19 protein-coding genes are annotated in these 22585 nt (G+C 46.7%); 9 read left to right on the plus strand and 10 right to left on the minus strand.

Annotated elements, in window-relative coordinates; all coding sequences use genetic code 11:
* Positions 1-12: 12 nt before the first annotated feature.
* From C943_RS21035 to C943_RS21050, 4 genes are read right to left on the minus strand one after another with little or no spacing between them, the layout of a single operon-like run.
* Positions 13-1059, minus strand: a complete 1047-nt coding sequence (locus C943_RS21035) for a hemin-degrading factor (RefSeq protein WP_040481758.1) — start codon at positions 1057-1059, stop codon at positions 13-15.
* 6 nt (positions 1060-1065) lie between these two features.
* Complete coding sequence (locus C943_RS21040) at positions 1066-1866, minus strand: heme ABC transporter ATP-binding protein (protein WP_040481770.1); 801 nt, start codon at positions 1864-1866, stop codon at positions 1066-1068.
* Positions 1867-1868: 2 nt separating this feature from the next.
* Positions 1869-2930 carry a FecCD family ABC transporter permease gene (locus C943_RS21045; RefSeq protein WP_008632109.1) on the minus strand — a complete coding sequence of 354 codons (1062 nt, stop codon included), beginning with the start codon at positions 2928-2930 and terminating at the stop codon, positions 1869-1871.
* Positions 2927-3784, minus strand: coding sequence for a heme/hemin ABC transporter substrate-binding protein (locus C943_RS21050; RefSeq protein ID WP_008632117.1), 858 nt, complete (start codon positions 3782-3784; stop codon positions 2927-2929). Before C943_RS21050 ends, C943_RS21045 begins: the two co-directional genes overlap by 4 nt.
* Before the next feature lie 358 nt (positions 3785-4142).
* On the opposite strand from C943_RS21050, the gene atpD reads away from it, so the two are divergent.
* The 5 genes from atpD (at position 4143) to hpf (ending at position 7655) form a co-directional block, all read left to right on the plus strand.
* Complete coding sequence (gene atpD / locus C943_RS21055) at positions 4143-5645, plus strand: F0F1 ATP synthase subunit beta (RefSeq protein WP_040481773.1); 1503 nt, start codon at positions 4143-4145, stop codon at positions 5643-5645.
* A gap of 41 nt (positions 5646-5686) precedes the next feature.
* Positions 5687-5935 (plus strand): ATP synthase F1 subunit epsilon, encoded by a 249-nt coding sequence (atpC, locus tag C943_RS21060; protein WP_008632125.1) that lies wholly within the window; start codon positions 5687-5689, stop codon positions 5933-5935.
* A 147-nt stretch (positions 5936-6082) separates the two neighbouring features.
* The gene (gene rpsU, locus C943_RS21065; RefSeq protein ID WP_008632127.1) at positions 6083-6277 is read left to right on the plus strand and encodes a 30S ribosomal protein S21; all 195 of its coding nucleotides are present in this window, start codon (positions 6083-6085) and stop codon (positions 6275-6277) included.
* A 158-nt stretch (positions 6278-6435) separates the two neighbouring features.
* The gene (locus tag C943_RS21070; protein WP_040481761.1) at positions 6436-7320 is read left to right on the plus strand and encodes a tyrosine-type recombinase/integrase; all 885 of its coding nucleotides are present in this window, start codon (positions 6436-6438) and stop codon (positions 7318-7320) included.
* Positions 7321-7349: 29 nt separating this feature from the next.
* Positions 7350-7655, plus strand: coding sequence for a ribosome hibernation-promoting factor, HPF/YfiA family (gene hpf / locus C943_RS21075; RefSeq protein ID WP_008632130.1), 306 nt, complete (start codon positions 7350-7352; stop codon positions 7653-7655).
* Between the two features lie 88 nt (positions 7656-7743).
* On the opposite strand, the gene chrA is transcribed toward hpf, so the two are convergent.
* Both chrA and C943_RS21085 read right to left on the minus strand, forming a co-directional pair.
* Entirely contained in the window at positions 7744-8955 is a 1212-nt protein-coding gene (gene chrA / locus C943_RS21080) for a chromate efflux transporter (protein WP_008632132.1), read from the minus strand.
* A gap of 3 nt (positions 8956-8958) precedes the next feature.
* Positions 8959-9939 carry an isopenicillin N synthase family dioxygenase gene (locus tag C943_RS21085; protein ID WP_008632134.1) on the minus strand — a complete coding sequence of 327 codons (981 nt, stop codon included), beginning with the start codon at positions 9937-9939 and terminating at the stop codon, positions 8959-8961.
* A gap of 68 nt (positions 9940-10007) precedes the next feature.
* Here C943_RS21085 and C943_RS21090 point away from each other — a divergent pair, with 68 nt between their 5' ends.
* The 4 genes from C943_RS21090 (at position 10008) to C943_RS21105 (ending at position 14834) form a co-directional block, all read left to right on the plus strand.
* Positions 10008-10778 (plus strand): hypothetical protein, encoded by a 771-nt coding sequence (locus C943_RS21090; protein ID WP_157198637.1) that lies wholly within the window; start codon positions 10008-10010, stop codon positions 10776-10778.
* An 82-nt stretch (positions 10779-10860) separates the two neighbouring features.
* Positions 10861-12132, plus strand: coding sequence for a serine--tRNA ligase (serS, locus tag C943_RS21095; RefSeq protein ID WP_008632138.1), 1272 nt, complete (start codon positions 10861-10863; stop codon positions 12130-12132).
* A gap of 90 nt (positions 12133-12222) precedes the next feature.
* Positions 12223-14358, plus strand: coding sequence for a prolyl oligopeptidase family serine peptidase (locus tag C943_RS21100; protein WP_008632140.1), 2136 nt, complete (start codon positions 12223-12225; stop codon positions 14356-14358).
* 50 nt (positions 14359-14408) lie between these two features.
* Positions 14409-14834, plus strand: coding sequence for a nuclear transport factor 2 family protein (locus C943_RS21105; protein ID WP_008632142.1), 426 nt, complete (start codon positions 14409-14411; stop codon positions 14832-14834).
* Between the two features lie 41 nt (positions 14835-14875).
* Here C943_RS21105 and C943_RS21630 read toward each other — a convergent pair whose 3' ends face one another.
* The 4 genes from C943_RS21630 to C943_RS21130 all read right to left on the minus strand — a co-directional run bounded on the left by C943_RS21630 (position 14876) and on the right by C943_RS21130 (position 22364).
* Complete coding sequence (locus C943_RS21630; RefSeq protein ID WP_169334646.1) at positions 14876-15823, minus strand: hypothetical protein; 948 nt, start codon at positions 15821-15823, stop codon at positions 14876-14878.
* A 671-nt stretch (positions 15824-16494) separates the two neighbouring features.
* Positions 16495-18606 (minus strand): glycine-rich domain-containing protein, encoded by a 2112-nt coding sequence (locus C943_RS21635; protein WP_008632146.1) that lies wholly within the window; start codon positions 18604-18606, stop codon positions 16495-16497.
* A 339-nt stretch (positions 18607-18945) separates the two neighbouring features.
* Complete coding sequence (locus tag C943_RS21125) at positions 18946-20268, minus strand: fibronectin type III domain-containing protein (RefSeq protein WP_040481764.1); 1323 nt, start codon at positions 20266-20268, stop codon at positions 18946-18948.
* A 464-nt stretch (positions 20269-20732) separates the two neighbouring features.
* Positions 20733-22364 (minus strand): LVIVD repeat-containing protein, encoded by a 1632-nt coding sequence (locus C943_RS21130; protein WP_051069661.1) that lies wholly within the window; start codon positions 22362-22364, stop codon positions 20733-20735.
* Positions 22365-22585 lie beyond the last annotated feature (221 nt).

A 22585-nucleotide genomic window follows, 5' to 3' on the forward strand; every position in this document is an offset into this window, starting at 1 on the left:
CCCCACCAAAACTTAGGATAGGGTGTCTATCAGTTCTTTCCAGGCCGGAAGCTGTGGCAATCCGGGTTTTCTCAGTCCAAAAAACTGAGCTATCATTTCCCCCTCGTGGTCAAATAGTTCAAGAGAAGAAACCAAACCATCCTCTGTGTTTTTGTGCACCACATAAGCCGAAGCAATTACTTCTTCATTGAGGTGCATGTTGAAATCAGGGTCCATCACGTTGAACCAATTGCCCATTTGGCGAATTGTACGGACCTTCCCTTGGTGGATTTGTATATTGCCTTTGTTGCCAGCAAAAATCATGATGGGCATCTGCTGTGCTGATGCAGTTTCTACGATTTTCCTTGCAGACAGCCTGTCGACCTGCCGCGCCCATTTGTCATCGATCCACTTCACGGCATCAAGGCGATGCACGTTATATTTGCGGAGCAAGCCGAAGAATTCATGGGTATCCTTTATGTTTTCCCAATCTTTGGTAAAGGCATCCATTTCGATTTCCTTGGCATATTGGGGCTTGTCGAAGGGAACGAATGTGAGCGGTTCAGATTGGTTGGAATGACGGTATTGGCTTACCAGGCTTTCAAATACCTCAACATTGCTCTTTTCCTGAAGGTAAATCTTCATGATTGCTTCCCCTGATTTGTCAAAAAACTGGAAGCTTCTCATCGTGCCCCTTGGCGTGTCGTTGATCACGGCAAACCCGTATTTCCAAGCACTGAAGAATACCCTTTGTTCAATTGGACCGATTACCGTGGCCACTTGATAAGGTGCCTCTCCCTGCAGTTCGATTTTTTGGAAGGTACCTTTGTGTTCCAATACGCAGCCTTCATTTCTAGTCAGGGCCATTACCTTTCCCAAACTCTTGCAGGCCACCAATAACTCCGCCCAATTGCCGTCGAGAAGAATGGTTTTTTCACCGATGGTGGTAACCAAGAGTTCGGCTTCAGATACACCAAGCTGCCTGGCAGCGTCACGGATTCTCAATTGAGGTTGGGTTTTCTTAAGTTCTTCCCAAGCCATGCTGAGCTCTTGGGTTGAATGGTTGAGTGCTGTTTCCATATTTGATTAAGATAGTGTTAAGGAAAGTTTTTCGATGAAATTGGGGTTTGTCTGTACAAATGGTGCAGCAGAATCAGTTCCTGGAATCACGCGGATGGGATGATCAAATACCCAAGCCAGGTTTTCGGATGTAATCGTGTCTTCAACCGATCCCTGCTTGTAAATCAATCCTTTCTTCAGCAGGACGACGCGGTCGGCGTAGTGGGCTGTCATATTGAGGTCGTGCAAAATCACGAGGACAGCCACGTTCCTTTCCTTGACAGATTGAAGGATGTTCATGGCTTTGTGCTGAAAGGCAATGTCCATGCTGGATACCGGCTCGTCGAGCATGATGTACCTGGGAAAAGGTTTGGGTTCCCAAACCTGCGCCAAGACGCGCGCGAATTGGATCCGCTGTTTTTCGCCACCCGAAAGGTTGCCGTAGAGCTTTTCCCGCAAGTGCCAGGTTTCTGTAGCGTCCATCACTTCCCGGATTATCTCTCCGCTTCGGTCACTGCCTGAGGCAAAAAGTCCCATTTCCACGACTTCGATTGCCCGGAAAGGAAAGGTCAATTCCGAGTGCTGTGGCATCACGGCCCGAATGCGGGCGAGTTCTTTGGTTTTGTATTGGTGGATGCTTCGACCATTGTAACGCACTGTACCATGCTTACATGGATTTTCACCTGCCAGAATCTTGAATAGGGTAGATTTCCCGGCACCATTTGGACCTACCAATACAGTAAGCTCTCCAGGGCGAAGATTCACCGATGCTTGATCGATGATCGGCTGGTTTTTGATACAGAAATGTACGTCCTGAGCCTGCAGCATCGTCAATAGCGGATTTTTTTGAATCGAAGAATAAGCCAAACAAAGAATGGTGCACCCATAATCGCGGTGATGATTCCGATTGGCATTTCGGCAGGCATCACGATGGTCCTCGCCAAGATATCGGCGCCTGTCAACAAAATGGCACCGAGAAGAAAAGAGCCAGGAAGTATCAGGCGGTGATCAGCGCCAAAGGTCAATCTGAGCAAATGAGGTACAACCAAACCCACAAATCCGATAGTCCCCGACATAGATACGGCCGTTCCTACGATGACAGCCGAGGCTACCAGCAAGATGATTTTTGTTTTCTGCACATCGACTCCCATGTGGAAAGCCTCATTTTCACCGATCGCTAGCGCATTGAGATTTCTAAATTGTGAAAGAAGAAAAACAACCGGACCGACGATCAGCAGGAATCCGATTCCAACTTTGGTCCAATTGGCACCGCCAAGATCGCCCAAGCTCCAAAAAGTGAAGTTGCGGATGGCTGCATCATCGGCATAGAACAGTACCAATCCAATCAAGGCACCCGAAAGTGCATTCAATGCGACTCCCGAAAGAATCAAAAGCGATATGTCAGTCTTGCCAAATTGACTGGCGATCCGATATACTATATAGGTATTGAGTAGCCCACCAATAAACGCAGCAAGCGGCAAGGCAAAAGGACCCAAATAATGCCAAGCTGGTATGGACGCCCCAAAAACAATGAAAATCACTGCAAAAAGCGCCCCTCCTGTGCTGACCCCAATCAAGCCGGGTTCTACAAGCGGATTCCTGAACAATCCCTGCAATGAAGCTCCGGTAATCCCCAATCCACCGCCGACAAGAATAGCCAACAAAAGCCGAGGCAAGCGGATTTGGAGTAAAACATTGGATTGCTGGGCGGTGAAGTCGGCGAAATTCACACCAAGCTGACTGGAAATGATTGATAATACGTTTCCAAGTGGAATCGAAAACGCACCAACTGACAGAGACAAAAAAGCAAGCACCAACAAACCAACACCCAAGCCAAGGAGAACCTTGGCCTGGAGTTCGGTTTTAGTTTGGCTTATGGTATTTACTGTCATGGTTTGATTCTAACTGCTTTTGCCAATTCCAACGCTGCTTTTCCAACCCTGGGACCGAATCCAGATAGGTAAAGGCCGTCATAGGCCAGGATCTGATCCTTTTGAAATGCAGTCGTACTTTCGATTCCGCGGATATTTTTTACGCCTTCTTTTCCACCAATTGATTGAAGACCTGATTCAAAAAACAGCAGATAATCAGGATTCATAGAGGCAATGGCTTCAGGGGTCAAAGGGACAAAATCCTTGAAGCCAACGCCGGTAGAACGGATACCGGCCAATTGCATCAACGAAGCCGAGAAAGTGTCCTCGCCCGCCACGAAAACCATCTCTTGGCCACGTGCCATTACAAATGCCATTGAGGGTTGATCGCTTTTATCGCTCAAGTAAGCAGAGAGTTCTGCCAAATCCTTGTCCAATTGGCTGAGTAGCGCGGTACCCTTTTCAGGTACTTTCAAGTAATCGGCTATCTCCTGGATTATCTTTCGTGTACCATCTACGTCGGTGGGCTTAGCGAAGAACTTGATTTCGATACCCGCCGCCTGCAATTGTGATACGACATCAGGGGTCATGTATCCTTCTTCCGCGAGAATCAAATTTGGTCCCAAGGCCAACATTCCTTCTGCCTTGATCTGATTTCTGTAACCGATCGAAGGCAATTGCTGCATCTTCGTCGGATAGGTAGAAGTGATATCCGTTGCGATGATTTGGTCACCAAAGCCCAATTCATACACAATCTCTGTTACGGTACCCCCCGCGGTGATCATTTTCCTGACTTCGGGTGTTTCTTCCGTGGTCTTTTTCGCTTGGCATCCAAATACCAAAACAGCTGCAAATGCAATGATGATATATTTCATTTAATTAGATTGATTCAAAATAGTGAGGCAAATATCAGTCTATTTAGATTTAATCCAAATTAATTTTAATTGAAAAAATCTATGAATCCGGAAAAGAAATCTTATGATTCTATGCATTTCCAAAATCGGAAAGATTCAAAGGCAGGTATTCCTAATCATAAAAAAACCATCGTTTGAAAGAGAGCAGCCCTAGGTAGGCAGTAGAAACAAGAAGGATGGGAATCCGACCACGATTGCTTTTGAAAAACAAATGATCGCGGCGATTAAAAATCCAAACATCCTTTGGTTTTCGCCATTATTGGTTAATTTTGCGACAAATTTCAAAGCAACAATCCTTTTTACAATACAATATTCAAAAATGGCAAACATTGGAAAGATCACGCAGGTAATCGGCCCCGTTGTGGACGTTTCCTTCGAAGGTGGAAAATTGCCCAATATCCTTGATGCACTTAAGATCACCAAAGAAGATGGTCTAGAGGTGATTTTGGAGGTACAGCAGCACCTTGGTGAAGACAGAGTCAGGACGATTGCGATGGACGCAACCGAGGGAATGGTAAGAGGTCAGGTAGTGACTGACTTAGGTGCACCGATCTCAGTTCCGACTGGCGATGCGATCAAAGGAAGACTTTTCAACGTCGTTGGCTCGGCTATCGACGGACTTCCGGAGGTAGTTTCTGCCAAAAGGCTTCCGATCCACCGTTCCTCCCCAAAGTTTGAGGATCTTTCCACTGCCACAGAGGTATTGTTTACAGGGATCAAGGTAATTGACTTGATCGAACCCTATGCAAAAGGTGGTAAAATCGGTCTATTCGGTGGTGCCGGTGTAGGCAAGACCGTTTTGATCCAAGAGTTGATCAACAATATTGCAAAAGCATATTCCGGTCTATCCGTGTTCGCGGGAGTGGGAGAAAGAACCCGTGAGGGAAATGACCTCCTTCGCGAAATGATCGAATCAGGGATCGTTACCTACGGTGAGGAATTCCTCCATTCTTTGGAAACAGAGGGAGGTTGGGATCTTTCAAAAGTTGACTTGAAATCCCTGGAAGAATCCAAGGCGACATTTGTTTTCGGACAGATGAATGAGCCTCCTGGTGCCCGTGCCAGGGTTGCTTTGACAGGTTTGACACTTGCGGAATATTACAGGGATGGTGATGGTGAAGGTGCTGGACGAGACATCCTTTTCTTCATTGACAATATCTTCAGATTCACCCAAGCTGGCTCCGAAGTATCCGCGCTTTTGGGAAGGATGCCTTCTGCAGTAGGTTACCAGCCAACTTTGGCTACTGAGATGGGTTCCATGCAAGAACGTATCACTTCTACCAAAAACGGTTCCATTACCTCCGTACAAGCGGTTTACGTTCCTGCGGATGACTTGACTGACCCTGCGCCAGCTACGACTTTCGCCCACTTGGATGCGACGACCGTATTGTCCCGTAAAATCGCGGAGTTGGGTATCTATCCCGCTGTGGATCCTTTGGACTCAACTTCCAGGATTTTGAGCCCGGCTATCTTGGGTGACGAACACTACAACTGCGCACAGCGCGTGAAGGAAATTCTGCAGCGCTACAAAGAGCTTCAGGACATCATTGCCATCTTGGGTATGGAAGAACTCTCTGAAGATGACAAGCTTGTGGTTTCAAGAGCAAGAAGAGTACAGAGATTCCTTTCCCAGCCTTTCCACGTGGCCGAGGCCTTTACAGGCTTGAAAGGGGTGTTGGTCGATATCAAAGATACCATCCGCGGCTTCAACATGATCATGGATGGTGAGTTGGACCACTTGCCTGAGGCTGCTTTCAACTTGGTGGGAACCATAGAAGATGCGATTGCCAAAGGTGAAAAAATGCTCGCCGAAGTAAAATAAACAGTGCGAAGGCCCACTCGGGCCTACAAACCTAAAACGAAATGATAAATCTGACTATCGTCACACCCGACCAGAAAGTATTTGAAGGGGAAGTAACCGAGGCTACATTTCCTGGAGCAAACGGTTCCTTCCAAGTGCTGAAAAACCACGCAGCCTTGGTCTCCGCTTTGGGCAAAGGGAACGTATCCTATACGACCAAAGAAGGGAAAAAAAGCCACGTGGTAGAAGGAGGAGTTGTGGAAGTAAAAGATAACAAAATCGTCTTGCTCGCTGAGCGCGTGATTGAATAAGAATTCCATACGATGGAATTATAAGCCCAAGCCAAACGGTTTGGGCTTTCTTTTTTCTATCGGAACCTGTCTGAAGTTTTTCTGAATGATTTTTGGGTAGTCAAAAAATAATTCTACCTTTGCTGCCCTGAAAGGAGGTGTATACACATGATCATTGTCAACGTAAAAGAAAACGAATCAATCGAGAAGGCGCTGAAGCGTTTCAAAAAGAAATTTGATAAAACTGGTGCCGTAAGAGAACTTCGCGCGAGACAACATTTCGTGAAGCCTTCTGTAAGAAGAAGAGAAGAAGTCATCCGGGCTGCCTACAGACAAAAAATGCAGCAGGAAGAAATGAAGTAATCCAATACTTCCCATAAAATTTGAAGACGCATCTATCTAAGGATAGGTGCGTTTCTTTTTTGCCTACTTCTTGATATCAACACTTTTGGCAAATTACCCCGACAAGGTTCCTACTAGATCGAAAATTCGCTAACTTGACCACAGCGCACCTTTCACATATGGTCGAATCATTTATCAATCACCTCGAGTTTGAAAAGCGGACAAGCCGGCATACCATTATTGCCTACCGCAAGGATCTGGAGCAGTTCGAGGAGTTTAGCAGGCTATCCTTTGAGCAGGAGGATATCGCAAAAACCGACCATAGCACGATTCGCGCTTGGGTGATTGACTTGGTCGAACAGGGCCTGAATCCCAGTTCCGTCAACCGAAAGATCGCTACGCTACGCTCCTTTTACAAATTCCTGATGCGCTCAGGAGAAATCACCCAAGACCCGACCTATAAAATTCGCTCCCTGAAAACCCCAAAAAGGTTACCTGAATTTGTCCAAGAAGATACCATCGGCAAAATCCTCGAAGAGATGCACTACCCCGCCGACTTTGACGGGCAGCGGGACCGCATGGTGATGGAGTTTCTTTATCTGACAGGTGTGCGCCTGTCCGAACTGATAGAACTCAGGTGGCGGGATATTGACCTTCACCAAGACGCAGTAAAAGTTTTTGGAAAAAGGAAAAAAGAAAGGATAATTCCCATTTCCAAGAGCCTAAAACTGAATATTATTTCGTATCGAAAAGTATTCCACGAATCGTTTTCGATTACAGACGAAAATGACTATTTTATCGTTACTAACGACAAAGAGCAGGCGTATCCCATGAAGATTTACCGTATCGTGAGGCAGTATTTGGATCTTTTTGCTCAGACTACCAAAAGAAGCCCCCACCTGTTGAGGCACACTTTCGCTACTCACCTACTCAACAAAGGGGCAGACCTCAACGCTGTGAAAGATTTGTTGGGCCATGCCAATCTCGCCGCCACCCAGGTGTACACACACAATTCCATGGAAAAACTCAAGGCTGTGTTTGAACAAGCACATCCTAAAGCTTAATAATTGTTCAACTTAAAACCATTAATGTTATGAAACTGCAAATGCACTCCATCCACTTCGATGCAGATCAGAAGTTGATCTCCTTTATCCAGAAGAAGGCAGACAAACTTGATACATTCTTTGATCGCATCATTGACGGTGAAGTTTTTATGAGATTGGATAAAAATGAAAAAAACGCAAACAAGATTGTGGAGATAAAAATGAATGTTCCAGGCAAAACACTTTTTGCAAAGCAGCAAAGTGACTCTTTTGAGGCTGCTGCGGATGAAGCCGTAGAAGCGCTGAGAAGGCAAATCAAGAAATTCAAGGAAAAAGTGGTCTTGGAAAGACAATAAGCCCAACCGAAATATCTAACGAGAAGCCCTTGTCAGAAACAGGGGCTTTTTTGTTTTCCTGCGCTCTGGCCAATGCATCAAAATTCAGCTACTGAAAAACACCCATGACCACCCATTGGTAAATCACCCCAGCCAGGATCCCGATCCCAATAATCAAAGGGGACGACAGCTTTGTAAACTGGAGGAGCAAATAGGTGCCCAAGATCGCGGCGATATTGAAAAGATTGGAGTCCAAGGGCTCAAACAACAAGAACGCAGCCGCCACCAACATCCCGCAGCTGACTGCATTGATTCCCTCCAAGGCCGCCTTGACCGGACGGTGCTTTTTTACCTGATCCCAAAACCTTATCACAAAAAATATCAGGAACGTTCCGGGAAGAAATATGCCCGCTGCAGCGACGAGTCCACCTGTCAGCATGCCTACCAACCCATCCTCCCGCATCGAAAGCGCCCCGATATAGGATGCGATGCTGAATGTCGGCCCCGGGATACCTTGCGACAAGGCATATCCCGTCAAAAACTCCTGTGAACTCAGAAACTTTTTGAACTCGACAAATTCCGTGTACAAATAGGGAATCAAGACCTGACCTCCCCCGAATATCAAGCTGCCGTTTCGATAAAAGTTCTCAAACAAAATCACCCCGCGGAATTGGCTAACGGCACCCAGTACCGCCGCGACTAGCAATATTCCGGCCCACAAGTAAAAATTCGCCCACTTGATCACCAGCTTTCTGTCTGCGGATTCCTTGGGAAGATTACGATATTTTAATGAAGTAGTGACTCCTCCCACCACCAGCAATAAGGGGAAAATGAAAGGCGAATTGTAGAAAAATGAAATGAACACCGAAAACATCATCAGCACAGATGCCTCGGTTGTCTTCACCATCTTGAATATTGTCTTTTGGGCGGCAAAGATGATAAACCCTATTGCCATGGGCTGGATGAACTTCGAAAACGTCAGCGCGCCTGGGGTATTCATTTGTAGGAAATCAATCAAAAAAGCCGCCCCGATCATGATGAGCGTTGCGGGCAAAATCCAAACAAAAAGGGAGAGATATGCCAAGTTGGCCCCACCAATCCGATAGCCAATTGCGGAAATCGTTTGGGTGGAAGTCGGTCCTGGAAGGATTTGGCATAAGGCGTTGAGTTCCCAAAGCTCCTGTTCGCGGATATAGCCCCGCTTTCTCACCATGGTTTCCAGTACCATGGCGAGAAAGGCTTGCGGGCCACCAAAACTCGTCAGGGAAAGCAAGAGTACGTCCTTGAGGTAGAGGTAATATCTGACTTTCCGGACCGACACCTGCTATTTCCTTAAACCCAATTCCCGCAAACGCTCTTCCAAAAATTCCCCCGCCGTCGCGTCTTCAAACTGCTTGGGGTTTTGCTCATCGACACAGGAATCGAGGCAGGTAAGGTCCATTTCAGACCGTGGATGCATGAAAAAAGGAATCGAATACCTGCTCGTGTGCATCAATTCCCGCGGCGGGTTTACCACCCGGTGGATGGTTGACTTGAGTTTCTTATTGGTCAACCGGTCCAGCATATCGCCCACATTGACCACGAGTTGATCTGGAAGTGCAGTGATGGGGATCCATTTTCCGTCTTTTCTCAAAACCTGCAGTCCATCCGCACTCGCTCCCATCAACAGGGTGATCAGGTTGATATCGCCATGTTCGGCAGCACGTACAGCATCCGCAGGGACAGAATCCGGATTCTCGATTGGGAAGTAATGGATTTCCCGCAGGATGGAATTGCCGTAGGCGACTTTGTCTTCAAAATAGTTTTCATCCAAACCCAGATACAGCGCAATGGCCTTCAGCATATTTCTCCCCGCATTTTCCAGGGTTCTATAAGCCTCGTTGGCGATATCTTTGAATTCCGGCACTTCCTCAGGCCACACATTGGCGGGGTATTCTTCCTTGACTGGATCGGAATCGGGAATGGTGGAAAGTTCCTGTCCTACATGGTAAAACTCCTTCAGGTCGCCGGTATTCCTACCTTTTGCATGCTCTTTGCCTTTTCCGGTATAACCCCTTTGGAAACCAATCGTAGGTCGCTCGTATTTTGCCTTTACTTCGTCGGGAAGCGCAAAAAACTTCTTGATGCTGGCGTATAGCTTGTCTTGAAGCTCTTGGCCGAGGCCATGATTCTTGATGGCCACGAAACCGATGTTGTTGTACGCTTCGCCCAATTTCCTTACAAAGGCCGCCTTCTTTTCTGGACTGCCGGAAGTGAAGTCCGCCAAGTCCAAAGAGGGGATTTCATCGAATAAAATCTCTTTCATCAACTGATTTTTGATTTTTGTATCTGGATATAATTATCCAAATTTAAAAAAATTAGTGGTCTGGCGGTATGGATATGAAAAAAAGCCTGTTCTGGTGTTATTGCGGATGTTTGCTCCTTATGGCAGGTTGTGGGACGCAAACGGCTAAAGATGAAATCGTTGTATCCGGTACGGCAGAGGATTCTCTGGCGGTGGCCAATTCATCGATCGGTTTTTCCATAATGGAAGAATCCAATGAATTCCCCGACGCCATTATCGAAATGTACGCACCGCTGAGCAACCAAACTTTCAGCCCGGGTAGAATCCCATTTGAATTCAATATCAAGAATTATCCCTTTGGCGAGGAACCAAGCCATCCACAGTTGTTTCTGATTACCAACGGTGCCGACCCGGTGGGGCACCATTCCCCGATCTTCCAACTGGAATTCAAAGAAGGAACCTATCGTACCGTTGCTTATTTGGTGGATTCGCAGGGGCTTTGTCTGAAAGAATTTGGAAATTATGTAGATCGTGATTTTTTGGTGGGAAATTCCCGACCCTTTCCCTACTCCGCAGAACCCTATATCGCACTGAATCTTCCCCGAAACAACCAAGCGTATGCAGAAGGAGAAAATGTAATTGTCGATTTTTTGGTGATTGGTGGGGATATGCTGATGGACCAACTGAAAGTGGTGGTGAAATTAGGTTCGCAGGAATTTGAGATGAGTGACATGGTGCCACTATCCATTTCCAATTTGCCGAAAGGGGAACATGTTATCCAACTCGAACTTCGAAAGCAAGACGGAAAAGTATTTGACGGGCCTTTCTCGAGCGTCCAAAAGAGCATCCTCATCCAATAACCCCGATAATATCGCTCCGCTGGCAAAGGGATTTTGCCAACATCCTTATCTTTGCAGCCAATTATTTCCTGTCAAAAACACCATGTTACTTGTCAATACCATTCGGGAGAATTACGATACCGTCCTTACTGGACTGAAAAAGCGAAATCTTCCCAACGCCGAGTCTATTTTGGCAAAAGTCCTTGAACTGGACCAAAGCCGCAAAGACACCCAAAACCAACGCGATACCCTTCAGGCTGAGTCCAACGCCATTTCCAAGCAAATTGGTATGCTGATGAAGGAAGGCAAGAATGCAGAGGTCGAGCAAATCAAGGCAAGAACAACGGAAATCAAGGAACAAATCAAAACCTTAGAGGAATCCTTTGCCCAAATCGAGGAATCCCTGAAGCAGTTGCTTTACACGATTCCCAACGTCCCCCACGTTTCAGTTCCTTTTGGGAAATCTGCCGAGGACAATGAGATTGTTTTGCAAAATGGTACGATACCAACTCTTCCGGAAGGGAAACTTCCCCATTGGGAATTGATCAAAAAGCTTGACATCATCGATTTTGAGCTTGGGGTAAAGATCACGGGAGCTGGTTTCCCTGTCTACAAAGGCAAAGGGGCAAGGCTGCAGCGGGCTTTGATCAATTTCTTTTTGGATGAAGCCCTGAAAGCTGGATACACCGAAATCCAACCGCCGATTTTGGTCAATGAAGATTCCGGCTACGGAACCGGGCAACTTCCCGATAAGGAAGGCCAAATGTATGAGGCGACGGTGGACAGATTGTTCCTCATTCCAACGGCAGAGGTACCCATCACCAATATCTACCGGGATGCGATTTTGAACGAATCCGATTTTCCGATCAAAAACGTGGGTTACACCCCTTGTTTCAGACGCGAAGCAGGAAGCTGGGGTGCACACGTTCGTGGTCTCAATCGGCTCCACCAATTTGACAAAGTGGAGATCGTACATATTTCCCATCCTGAGGTGTCTTACCAAGCCCTCGAAGAGATGAGTCTTTACGTACAGGGTCTTCTGCAAAAGCTCGAACTTCCATACAGGGTACTTAGGCTTTGTGGCGGGGATATGGGATTCACTTCCGCATTGACGTATGACATGGAAGTGTTTTCTGCCGCACAAGAAAGATGGCTGGAAGTGAGTTCCGTGAGCAATTTTGAATCCTACCAAGCCAACCGCCTGAAACTGCGATACAGAAATGCTGACAAAAAGACCCAATTGGCGCATACATTGAACGGTTCCGCACTCGCCTTGCCGCGAATTGTGGCTGCGATCTTGGAAAACAACCAAACCGAAGCTGGTATCAAGATGCCTGAGGTTTTGATCCCATATCTTGGATTTGATAAAATTTGAGAAAAGAAAATCCAAAAGGGTGCCGACGCTGGCATCCTTTTTTTGTTATAGCATTACCAATTCAAAAATCCCTTTTAACCCAACCCGTTTATGAACCCAAAGCGAGTTTTAACAATTGGCCTTTCCATCGGTATTTTGGCAGGCTGCCAACCACAAAACCAATTCCCAACCATCAAAGTGAGTTATCCAGAAACCAAAAAATCAGACCATATCGATACGTATTGGGGCGAAAATGTCCCCGACCCGTACAGATGGCTGGAGGATGATTATTCCGAAGAAACCAAAGCTTGGGTTACCGCCCAAAACGAAGTGACCTTCGGCTATTTGGCACAGATTCCGTTCCGCGAAGCAGTCCGCAAACGGCTGGAGGAAGTCTGGAACTATGAAAAAATCTCCGCTCCGACTACCTACGGGGAATACCAGTATTACTACAAAAACGACGGGCTGCAAAACCAATCTCTTTTGTATCGGAAAAAGATCGCCGATCAGACGGAAGAGTTATTCCTCGACCCGAACAAGCTTTCGGAAGACGGCACGACATCGCTGGCAGGCACGGCATTCACCAAGGATGGTGAATTGTTTGCCTACGCGGTATCCGTAGCTGGGTCCGATTGGCGGGATATCTACGTGATGCAAACGGGCAGCAAGGAATTGCTTGCCGACAAGATTGTAGACGCCAAGTTCACCGGCATCGCATGGAATGGAAAAGATGGTTTCTACTACAGCACCTACGACAAGCCTGACGGCTCGAAGCTTTCTGCCCTGACCAACAACCACAAATTGTACTACCACAAATTGGGTACACCGCAAAGCGAGGACAAGCTGATCTTTGGAGACGACAAGAATCCCCGCAGGTATGTGGGCGCTGGCGTGACCGAAGATGGGAAGTTCCTCGTCATCAGTGCTGCCAATAGCACCACCGGAAATGAATTGTATCTGCAAGACCTGACGAAACCCAACGCTCCAATCGTCCAAATCGTCTCCGATATGGACAACAATCATAGCATCGAAGACCATCAGGACGGTGTGTTTTTCATCCATACCAATTACAAATCCCCCAACTACCGCTTGGTCAAGATGACATTGGATGCTTCCAACAAAGACCAATGGGTAGACTTGATTCCGGAAACGGAGAATGTTTTGAGCATCTCCTCTGGCGGGGGTAAGATTTTCGCCTCCTACCTGAAGGACGCTATAACCGAGGTGAAGCAGTTTGACTATGCGGGTACTTTGGAAAGGACTGTAGAACTTCCGGGCGTAGGAACCGCAGGCGGATTCAATGCGAAAAAAGAAGAAACGGCGCTTTATTACACCTTCACCTCCTACATCACACCGGGCTCAATTTACAAATATGATATTGCCACAGGAAAGAGTGAGTTGTACAATAGTCCCAAAGTCCAATTTGACCCGGCGCAGTACGAAAGCAAACAGGTGTTTTACACGTCGAAGGACGGAACCAAAATCCCAATGATCATCACGCATAAGAAAGGCTTGGAGCTCAACGGCAAAAACCCCACGATCCTTTATGGCTACGGGGGATTCAGCGTCAGCTTGACACCTTCCTTCAGCATTGCCAATACCGTTTGGTTGGAAAATGGTGGTGTATACGCCGTTCCAAACTTGCGTGGAGGTGGTGAATACGGTGAAAACTGGCATTTGGCCGGAACAAAAATGAACAAGCAAAACGTGTTTGACGACTTTATCGCGGCGGGTGAATACCTCATCAAAGAAGGCTATACTTCGTCCGATTTCTTGGCCCTAAGAGGTGGTAGCAATGGCGGTCTTTTGGTAGGTGCGGTGATGTCACAAAGACCTGATTTGGCAAAAGTCGCGTTCCCTGCTGTCGGCGTGTTGGACATGTTGCGCTACCACCAATTCACCGCAGGCGCAGGTTGGGCTTATGACTACGGTACGGCCGACGAAAGCGAAGAAATGTACCGCTACCTCAAGGCTTATTCGCCTTTGCACAGCCTGAAAGCAGGAACTTCCTATCCCGCTACTTTGGTCACAACTGCTGACCACGACGACCGGGTGGTGCCTGCGCATTCGTTCAAGTTTGCAGCAACACTGCAGGAAATGCACCAAGGCGAAAATCCCGTGTTGATCCGCATAGAAACCAATGCGGGACACGGTGCGGGCAAACCTACCTCGAAACAAATAGAGGAGATAGCCGACACTTTCTCCTTTGGCTGGTACAATATGGGAATTGGTTTTCCCAACAATTAAAAAACAAGGGTCCCGGGGAATTTCCTCGGGACTTTTTTCTTTCCCGAAAAATGAAAACACTCCTGACAATCCTCGCTTTTTGGGCACTTTTCGTCCCCACCCATGCGCAAACCGAAGCGGAAGAGAAAACAGCCATCACCGCCACCATCCAAGCCTACTTCGATGGGATGATGGATCGTGATGTGGAAAAACTCCAACAAGCGTTCTTTAGCGAAGCAAGGCTTATCGGCTATCGGGGCGAGACCTTGACTGTGACTGAGTTCAAGGACTGGGCTGCCAATACCGCCAAAGGAGAAAAAAGAGACCGAAGCCAGTTCAAAAACCAAATCCACTCCATCGAGATCAAAGGATATACAGCATTAGTCAAGACCGAACTGTGGTGGCCGGGCATCTACTATTTTGATTACCTGACTTTGATGAAAATCGAGGGACAGTGGAAAATCGTCCACAAGACCTGGTATGAGGAGAAAAGATAAAGGCCCACGCGGGGCCTTTGTGTTATCGGATTGGCGGGAGCCTATTTTTTCATGATTTTGATCTGCTCGACTTGGGTACCCCAACTGATTTCGAGAAGGATAAGGCCGTTTGGCATTTTTGCAAACAGACTGGGGAAGGATTCATTGAGTTGATCGATGCTCTGCAATTCGGCTTTTTGCATCACCGAACTCACATGTATCAATCTGATCTGGATGGGACCATCGGTGTAGGCTGAGGCCTCCACCAAGCTCAACTTTGGTGATTCTCCTGCGACGGGATTGGGGTGAACCCGCCAAATGCCCCGGGTGGAATTCACCCCTTGGACGCGCAGCTTGAGCACCTTTGACAAGGAATACTTGCCATCAAAATCCACCTGTCTCAAGCGGTAATACACATCCCCACCTGCAAGCGGCAGCGAATTGTCCTCAAAAACATAGGCACTTGACGCATCCGTCCAACCCATGCCCGGTACCTGCCCGATGACTTTGAAATGCTGAATACCCGCCAAAGAGCGCTCCACCTCAAAGTATTCGTTATTTTCCTCTTTTGCGGTCGTCCACTTCAGCAAAGTACTTGCCCGATTCGGAGATTGGACTACTTCGAAGTGGGTGTAGTCGACGGGGAGGATGCGGCATTGTGGAATGAATAGGCCACCCCCAACCTGAAAGGTATTCCCTTCTCTAGTTCCACAATGATAAACTTTTGCGTTGTCAGAAACGGTAATTGAGGTACTTCCTGCAGCATTAATATTCCCACCTACATCAATCTCACTATTCCCATTAAATGAAATGTTGGAATTCCCAGCAATTGTAACATCGCCATCAACAATGATATCAGCATTTCCATACGAGTTCAATTGATGGTTTGGCCCTCCTTGAATATCAACTGCTGCAGTTCGGTAAAATCCATATACATCAATCCTCGAGCCGTTACCGTTGTAATTTGAAGGACCCTCATTTATTACATTAGCACCAGCTTCAACCGTCAAAATGCCTCGGTTTCGCAAATCTAATTGACTAATTCGAAGGTATGAAGAGCTGTCCCCTTTAACTGTTAACCGGGTAGCAGCACTCGGTCCTCCAGACGCAGATTCAAATCCCAAACTTCCATTGATGTTCAACTCACTGTTTTCAATTAAGTTGAAATTTATAGTTTGATTAGCTAGAATACTAATGTCCCCTGGAATTGTGAATACGGCACCATTTTGGACCCTAATTTCATTGAGAGGACCTCTGAGGCTCATCGTTCCATTGTATGTAACGTTACCGGTGATAACTACGAGTCTTTGGCAAGTTCCAGTTCCGCCTGATAAATTAGGTATTACACTTGTTCCAACATCGGAACATCCGGCGGGAATATTTATATTGTTTAATTTTTCCCAACAATCAGCGTCCGTCCAAGTTCCGTTGCAGTTTGGCCTCGTCAAATCAAACGTATACGTTTGGGCATTTCCCTTCACCCCGACTCCAAAAATCAGTAGCAAAAAACACGATATCTTAAAAACTTCTCTCATTTTGAAAAAGTGCTTACAAGGGCTATACTGTATTTCAAAAGTACAATATTGTAATTGAAATACAAAAAAACTGTTTCAAAATAAAAAGCCCCCAAAATGGGGGCTGATGAAAGAAGCCTATAGGTAAATTTCGAGCTTTTATGCTGCTAATTCGTTTTCAATACTTTGATATGCTCCACTTTTTGTCCCCATTGAATTTCGATTACAAATACGCCCTTGGGCATCGCGACGAGTAAGTCTTGTAAGGCAAGGTTCATTTCCTCTTCGGAATTGACCGTTTCTGCCTTGGAAAGGGAAGTTGGGTGCAACAATCTAAATCTGATCTCTTCATTGTCATATTGGGATGCATCCAACAGGCTAACCCGGAGGCGTTCGCCTGTCGTCGGATTTGGATAGGCTCTCCAAACTCCAGTGGTTGATTTTATTCCTGCTGTCTTTACAGAGATAACCTTGCTGTAGGCGAAAGTCCCGTCAAAGTCCACTTGCTTCAATCGGTAATAAACTATTCCTGAGCTGAGCGGAAGGGTTTTATCCTCAAACTCATACCTAGACTCCGTGTCTGACCAGCCTTTTCCAGCCACCTCCCCAATGGTCTCAAAATTCTCGACATCGGCTACAGACCTTTGGATTTCGAATCCTTGGTTTTCCCACTCTTTTGATGTGGCCCAAGCGAGTTTCGAAGTATTCGATTTTGTATCGTAGTTCACATCAAAGAATAAATATTCCACCGGAAGTATCCGCGCATTTAGATACACTACGTAAACGATGCCACGGGCACCATTCCCGCCCCTCGCATCGTCGGCTCCACCACCTCCGCCAGAACCTGGACTATTTCCATTCCTGCCAACTCTCTCCGACAATGGATCGTCACCTTCCTCTCCTTCACCTCCAGTACCACCGCTACCGCTGCTACCGCCGTTACCGCCGCTATCTTCTCCACCGCCTCCGCCGCCTGCGCTAAAGAATCGATCGAGGTCAATATCAAAATCAGAGAATCTCAGGCCTATTCCCCCATTTCCTCCTTCATCACTATCCGAATCCTGTCCATTGCCACCAACTCCGCCGCCTCCGCCGCCAGATTCATCTTCATCGGAATCTCCACCATTGCCACCGGCGTTCACGCCATTGCCGCCGCCTTCATCATCCGCACCTCCGCCACCGCTTCCACCTCTCAAGAATACAGAGGTAAGGCCACTGGAACCACTTAAAATAGAGGAGTTTCTTCCATCTCGGCCTTCACCCTCATCTTGGGATCCACCTCCGCCACCACCTCCGGCAACTACTTGGTAAAAGCCTCCCAAATCAAAACTCGAATCTTCACCATCTTCTCCCTGGTCATCTTCATCGTCAGATCCATTTCCGCCCCGACCGACATTGATGCTAAAGGTGGTACCCGCAGGAAGGCCTTGCGGATCCTTCAGTTCAATATTTACATTGGCGTGGACAATGCCGCCACCTCCGCCACCTCCGCCATTTCCGAAACCACCTCCGCCGCCGCCTGCGACAGCCAAAACATCAAATTCCAGCAAGCCTTCAGGTGCTTCCCAATCACAATCTGCGTTGAACTGGATGATATTCACACCAGAAACAGCACCGTCGTCCAAAATCGTAAAACAGGGACATGCGGAGATGATGATTTGGCCATCGCCTCCGCGGCCTCCCGTTCTTGTACCACTACCACCTGTACGTTCAGCTCCTCCACCACCGCCGCCTGGTGAGGACCCCGGGAAACCGTTGTCATTTCCATTTCTCCCATTTCCGCCGTTACCGCCTCCTGAAGGGGCAGTTGCTCCGTTCACTCCTGATGCGGAATTTCCAGGGTCCGAGTTCCCGGCCGATGAACCGCCACCGCCGCCACGATCCGAAGGGGCGTCCGCTCCATCGCCACCACTTAATTTGAACTCTCCAAATCCTTCAGATGCCTGTCCGCCATCAGCACCATTGGTATCATTATTGCCAGCAGAATCTCCTCCCTTTGCCATCAAAGTGTTACTCGAGCCAAACCAAGTATCCCCACCTGGAGAAGGATTACTGGAACCCACACCGACATTATAGGGAAAAGATTGACCTGGCGTGACCGAGAAAATACTTCGGGAATAGGCCCCGCCACCACCGCCACCGCCTCTACCAACGCCGCCGCCTGTAGCCGTACGGCTGCCGCCCCTTCCTCCTGCGCCCCATACTTCTACAGTTATGGTAGTTACTCCCGCCGGAACCACATAGGTTCCCGTTCCTGATGGGATTGTTGTGATAGGCACACACTGAGATCGAACTTGTTCGGTGATTGTAAACCCAAGTAATATTGAGAACAATACTCTATAAAATATATTAACTTTATTCATATCCAATTTTTCAGCTTACAAATATATAAATTTGTTTTTTATCACAAATAATTTCATTCATTTTTCATGATAAGTCGAAAAATCCACTTACTAAACTTAATTTAGTTTGCACTATTTTCAATATAACAGGTAGGCCTGCAGTTCTCGCAATCAGATCTAAGCCCATCGAATAGCCGGCCAATATGACTCAAAAAGAAAAGCCCCCATGAGGGGGCCAAAAAACCATGAATTGAAAAAGTGATTGAAGAGAATGTCTTATAGGGCTTTGAGCATTTTGAGGTGCTCGATTTTGTCGGCCCATTTGATTTCGATGACGAATACACCTTTGGGGATTCTTGAAATCTGCTGTTGCAGGAAGGCATTGAGTTCTTCGACAGAACCGAGTTCCTGTGATGCGACCATCATATTGGCATGTACGATTCTGGCTTGGATATTTTCGCCCGAGAATGCGCTGTAATCGAGCAATTTGATGTTGATCTGATTGTCCCGGACCGGGTTTGGATAGGCCTGCCAGGCGCTTTTTGTCTCGTTGACCACCTGTGTCTGTATAGAGATGACTTTGCTTATGGAAGACTTGCCATCAAAATCCACCTGTCTGATTCTGTAATAGGCGATGGCTTTGCCGTTTGGCAGGGTATTGTCTACATGGGCATAGTTGGAGAGGTCATCGGACCAGCCTTTGCCGGCTACTTCTCCGATTTTTTTGAAATCAGCAATGCCACCGATAGACCTTTCGATTTCAAAATGGCTGTTGTTCCATTCCTTGGCTGTTGACCAAGTAAGATTGACTGCATTGGTTTGGCCGTCGAACTTGGCGTCAAATCCAGCGAAGTCGACAGGGAGGATGCGGCAGCTAGAATTAAACTGTCCATCGATCAATTCCACGGCGCCACTTTTTGAATCGCTCGGATCTGGATAGCTACCGCAAACAAAGATTTGAGCGGTATTGGTTGCGGTTACAACAGAGCCCCCTTCAACTCTGACATCACCCCCGATATCCACCAAACTGTTACCGCCGAAGGTAATCTCTGAATTTCCACGTACATCTAGATCGTTGTCGATTACGACCTCAGCATTCCCAAAAGTATTCAGCTGATTTCCGGCACCACCCCTGATTAGTACCCCACCGGTCCTGAAAAATCCATTTACGTTGATTGAAGAATTGTTTCCTGTATAGTCCGTTAGGCCCTCTACGATTAACCCACCGCCATCCGCAATATTGATGGTTGATCTTTGGCCAAACTCGAATGATTTTACAAGCAAAGAACTTTGCGCATCTGCATCTCCAGTTAGGTTAAGCGTCGCATCGTTTTTCACATCCAATTTTCCACCAGTGATTGTGCCAAAAGCATCGGTTACGCCAGTTACCTCGAAGCTACCTCCATTCCGGATGTCAACGTTCATGATTGTTTTGGCACTTGATCTTCCAGAAGGGAGAAGCAAATTTCCTTGTACTTTCAATTCGCCACCATTGACCACAATGTTTGCGGTAACTTCTGCGGTTTGGGTCAGGTTGCCGGAAATATTCAAAACGCCATTTGGACCTACCTCGAGTGTATGGAACGCTCTCAGAGTCAAGGTGGAAATGTTTACTGTGTGATTGATTACAATTCTCACTCTACAAGAGGTGGTTCCATTGGTTGTGGGTGGGACAAGGGAACTGTTGCAATTGCCTGTCCTTGTCCAGCATGTAGATGAACTCCAATAGTTGGATAGCGTCGATGCGCATGTTCCGTTGGTTGTGTAGGTCACTTGCGACCATGCCTTTTGGGAAAAAGACACAAAGGAGATCAGAAGAAGGAGGTTAAAAAGAGCTTTCATTTCGAGATAGATATTTAATTGTATTTCAAATATACAATTATGTTTTTCAAATCTCAAAATTTCTCAGGCATTATTTTACTTTTACATCATATATTTTGCATTTCAAATATTATTTAACGCTTTTAAATGTTTTATAGAGATAATTTACTTCAATAAAATGTATAAAAAAGGCTCTCAATATGAGAGCCTTTTGGAAAGTGGTGTTCGTTTAGCAGATCCCTCTACTTTAATTTCCCTTCTGTATCTTCAAAATCTCCTTTGATTGTCACACCTGAGCCCTTATTAACCCGCCCAAAAATCGTGATCTTGTCGTTTTGACCTACAAATTCGAGCGTGGCGCCGGAGTTTAGATTGAGATCACCATAGATGACAACCTCTCCAGAGATCTTTAGTGTTGCATTGGTATTGATGCTCAGGGTATTGTTGCGGTTGTATTGGCCAAACACGAATGCACCGTTAATTTGAAACAGACCTCCAGAATTAATGTTGAGGCTATTTTCGATTGTAAGGGAACCACAATAGGTCAATTTTCCACCCACATTGACATTCTTCAGTGCGGCCGCCCCGGCATAACCAAGCTCTTCATTTGAATTCACGTTTAGGTTTGCATTTCCAGTATAAGCCGACAATCCTATACAGTCAATTCCCGGATCGATTACCTGTTCATCCTTTACCGCTAGGCTAAGAATCTGAAGGCCTTTGCGTCCTGAGGCCACAAAAATAAAACCCTTATAGGCTTTGATGAAATTTGAAGAGCCCGAAATCCCAAGGATTCCAAGTTCCTCAATGATGTCAGACCCTGATACTTCCGATACAGATACTCCTGCGCCACCGTTGGCCATGAATATCCTACCGTTGTCGAATGAAACCGCATTGGTCACAATGTCCTCCTCCTGAACTCCGTTCGGATTAAGTGGGATGGATAGCCTTTGCAACATTTCTCCCGTCTCAACGCCGTAAACTCCTACTCCCTTGGAACCCTCAGAAGCGAAGATCATTCCCATTGCCATATCCAAGGTCCGTTTTGACTCGGCTGCGTCTATACCTGTTTTTATCGAACGCAATTCCTTTAAACTCTGCGCATCCAAGACTTTGATACCCTCAGTGCCGCTAAGTGCCGCGATGACCTTGTCCCCAAACTTCAGGGACCGAAGGTCGCCCAGCGGGAATTTATCCGTCATTTGGCCCTTTTGGTCAAAAATTCCGATCAGCCCGTTGCTGCCGGAAGCAACTGCCACCTTTCCATCCTTCACGTCCACATCCACGGCTGCAAAACCCTCGATGTCATACTTCAAAAAATCCGAGGTGAACGCACCATTGCTGACGTTTACCTTTACCAGTTGGGCAGCAGTGGTCACACCTGGTTCCTGATCGATGTCAAATGCCCCTGCGGCATACAAGACACCATCACGATATACCAGTGCGTTGATGTCAGCATGTTTGAATACCGCTTGGCTGGTTATTTTCGGTTGCAGCGGATCGGAAATATCAAAAATTTCAATCGCTCCAAGGAACCTTGGACCTGCGACGTTGTAGCTTACAAAAGCATAATTATCGGAAATGTCGACATGGGTCGCCATCAACTCGATTCCCTCATAACTTGGCGGGCTTACCTGAGAAACAACCATCATGGGTATCTTTCCGGCAGGCAGCTCATCTTCGGAGATACGGCCGTTGATAAATGCTGAGGGAATGATTCCAACGACCCCGGTCCCCTCGAGACTGAGCCGCTTGCTCAATACTTCGGCTTCCTTATTGATCAAAACTGTGGGGTCCTGGACAGGCTCATTTCCATCGGGATTACAGGCAAAAAGGAGCAGGGCAACTCCCATCAATGGTAATATTTTACGCATAACAATTATTGGGTGATCAAGTACAAAATTCAGATTACAAAATTTAATATAAAATATTTAGCATAAATTAAAATATTATTCTGTAAAAATGCAAAAAATATCTCCTGATTTGAATGGTTTTTTTAGATATCCCATGTACAACAAGTCTTCCGAATCAAGATTTTCTTGAAAAAGTCAGCTTACCCCTTTGCTAATCCTGCGCGATTACCTTGTGGTACTCC

It is taken from the genome of Mariniradius saccharolyticus AK6 (assembly GCF_000330725.2).
Classification (GTDB): domain Bacteria; phylum Bacteroidota; class Bacteroidia; order Cytophagales; family Cyclobacteriaceae; genus Mariniradius; species Mariniradius saccharolyticus.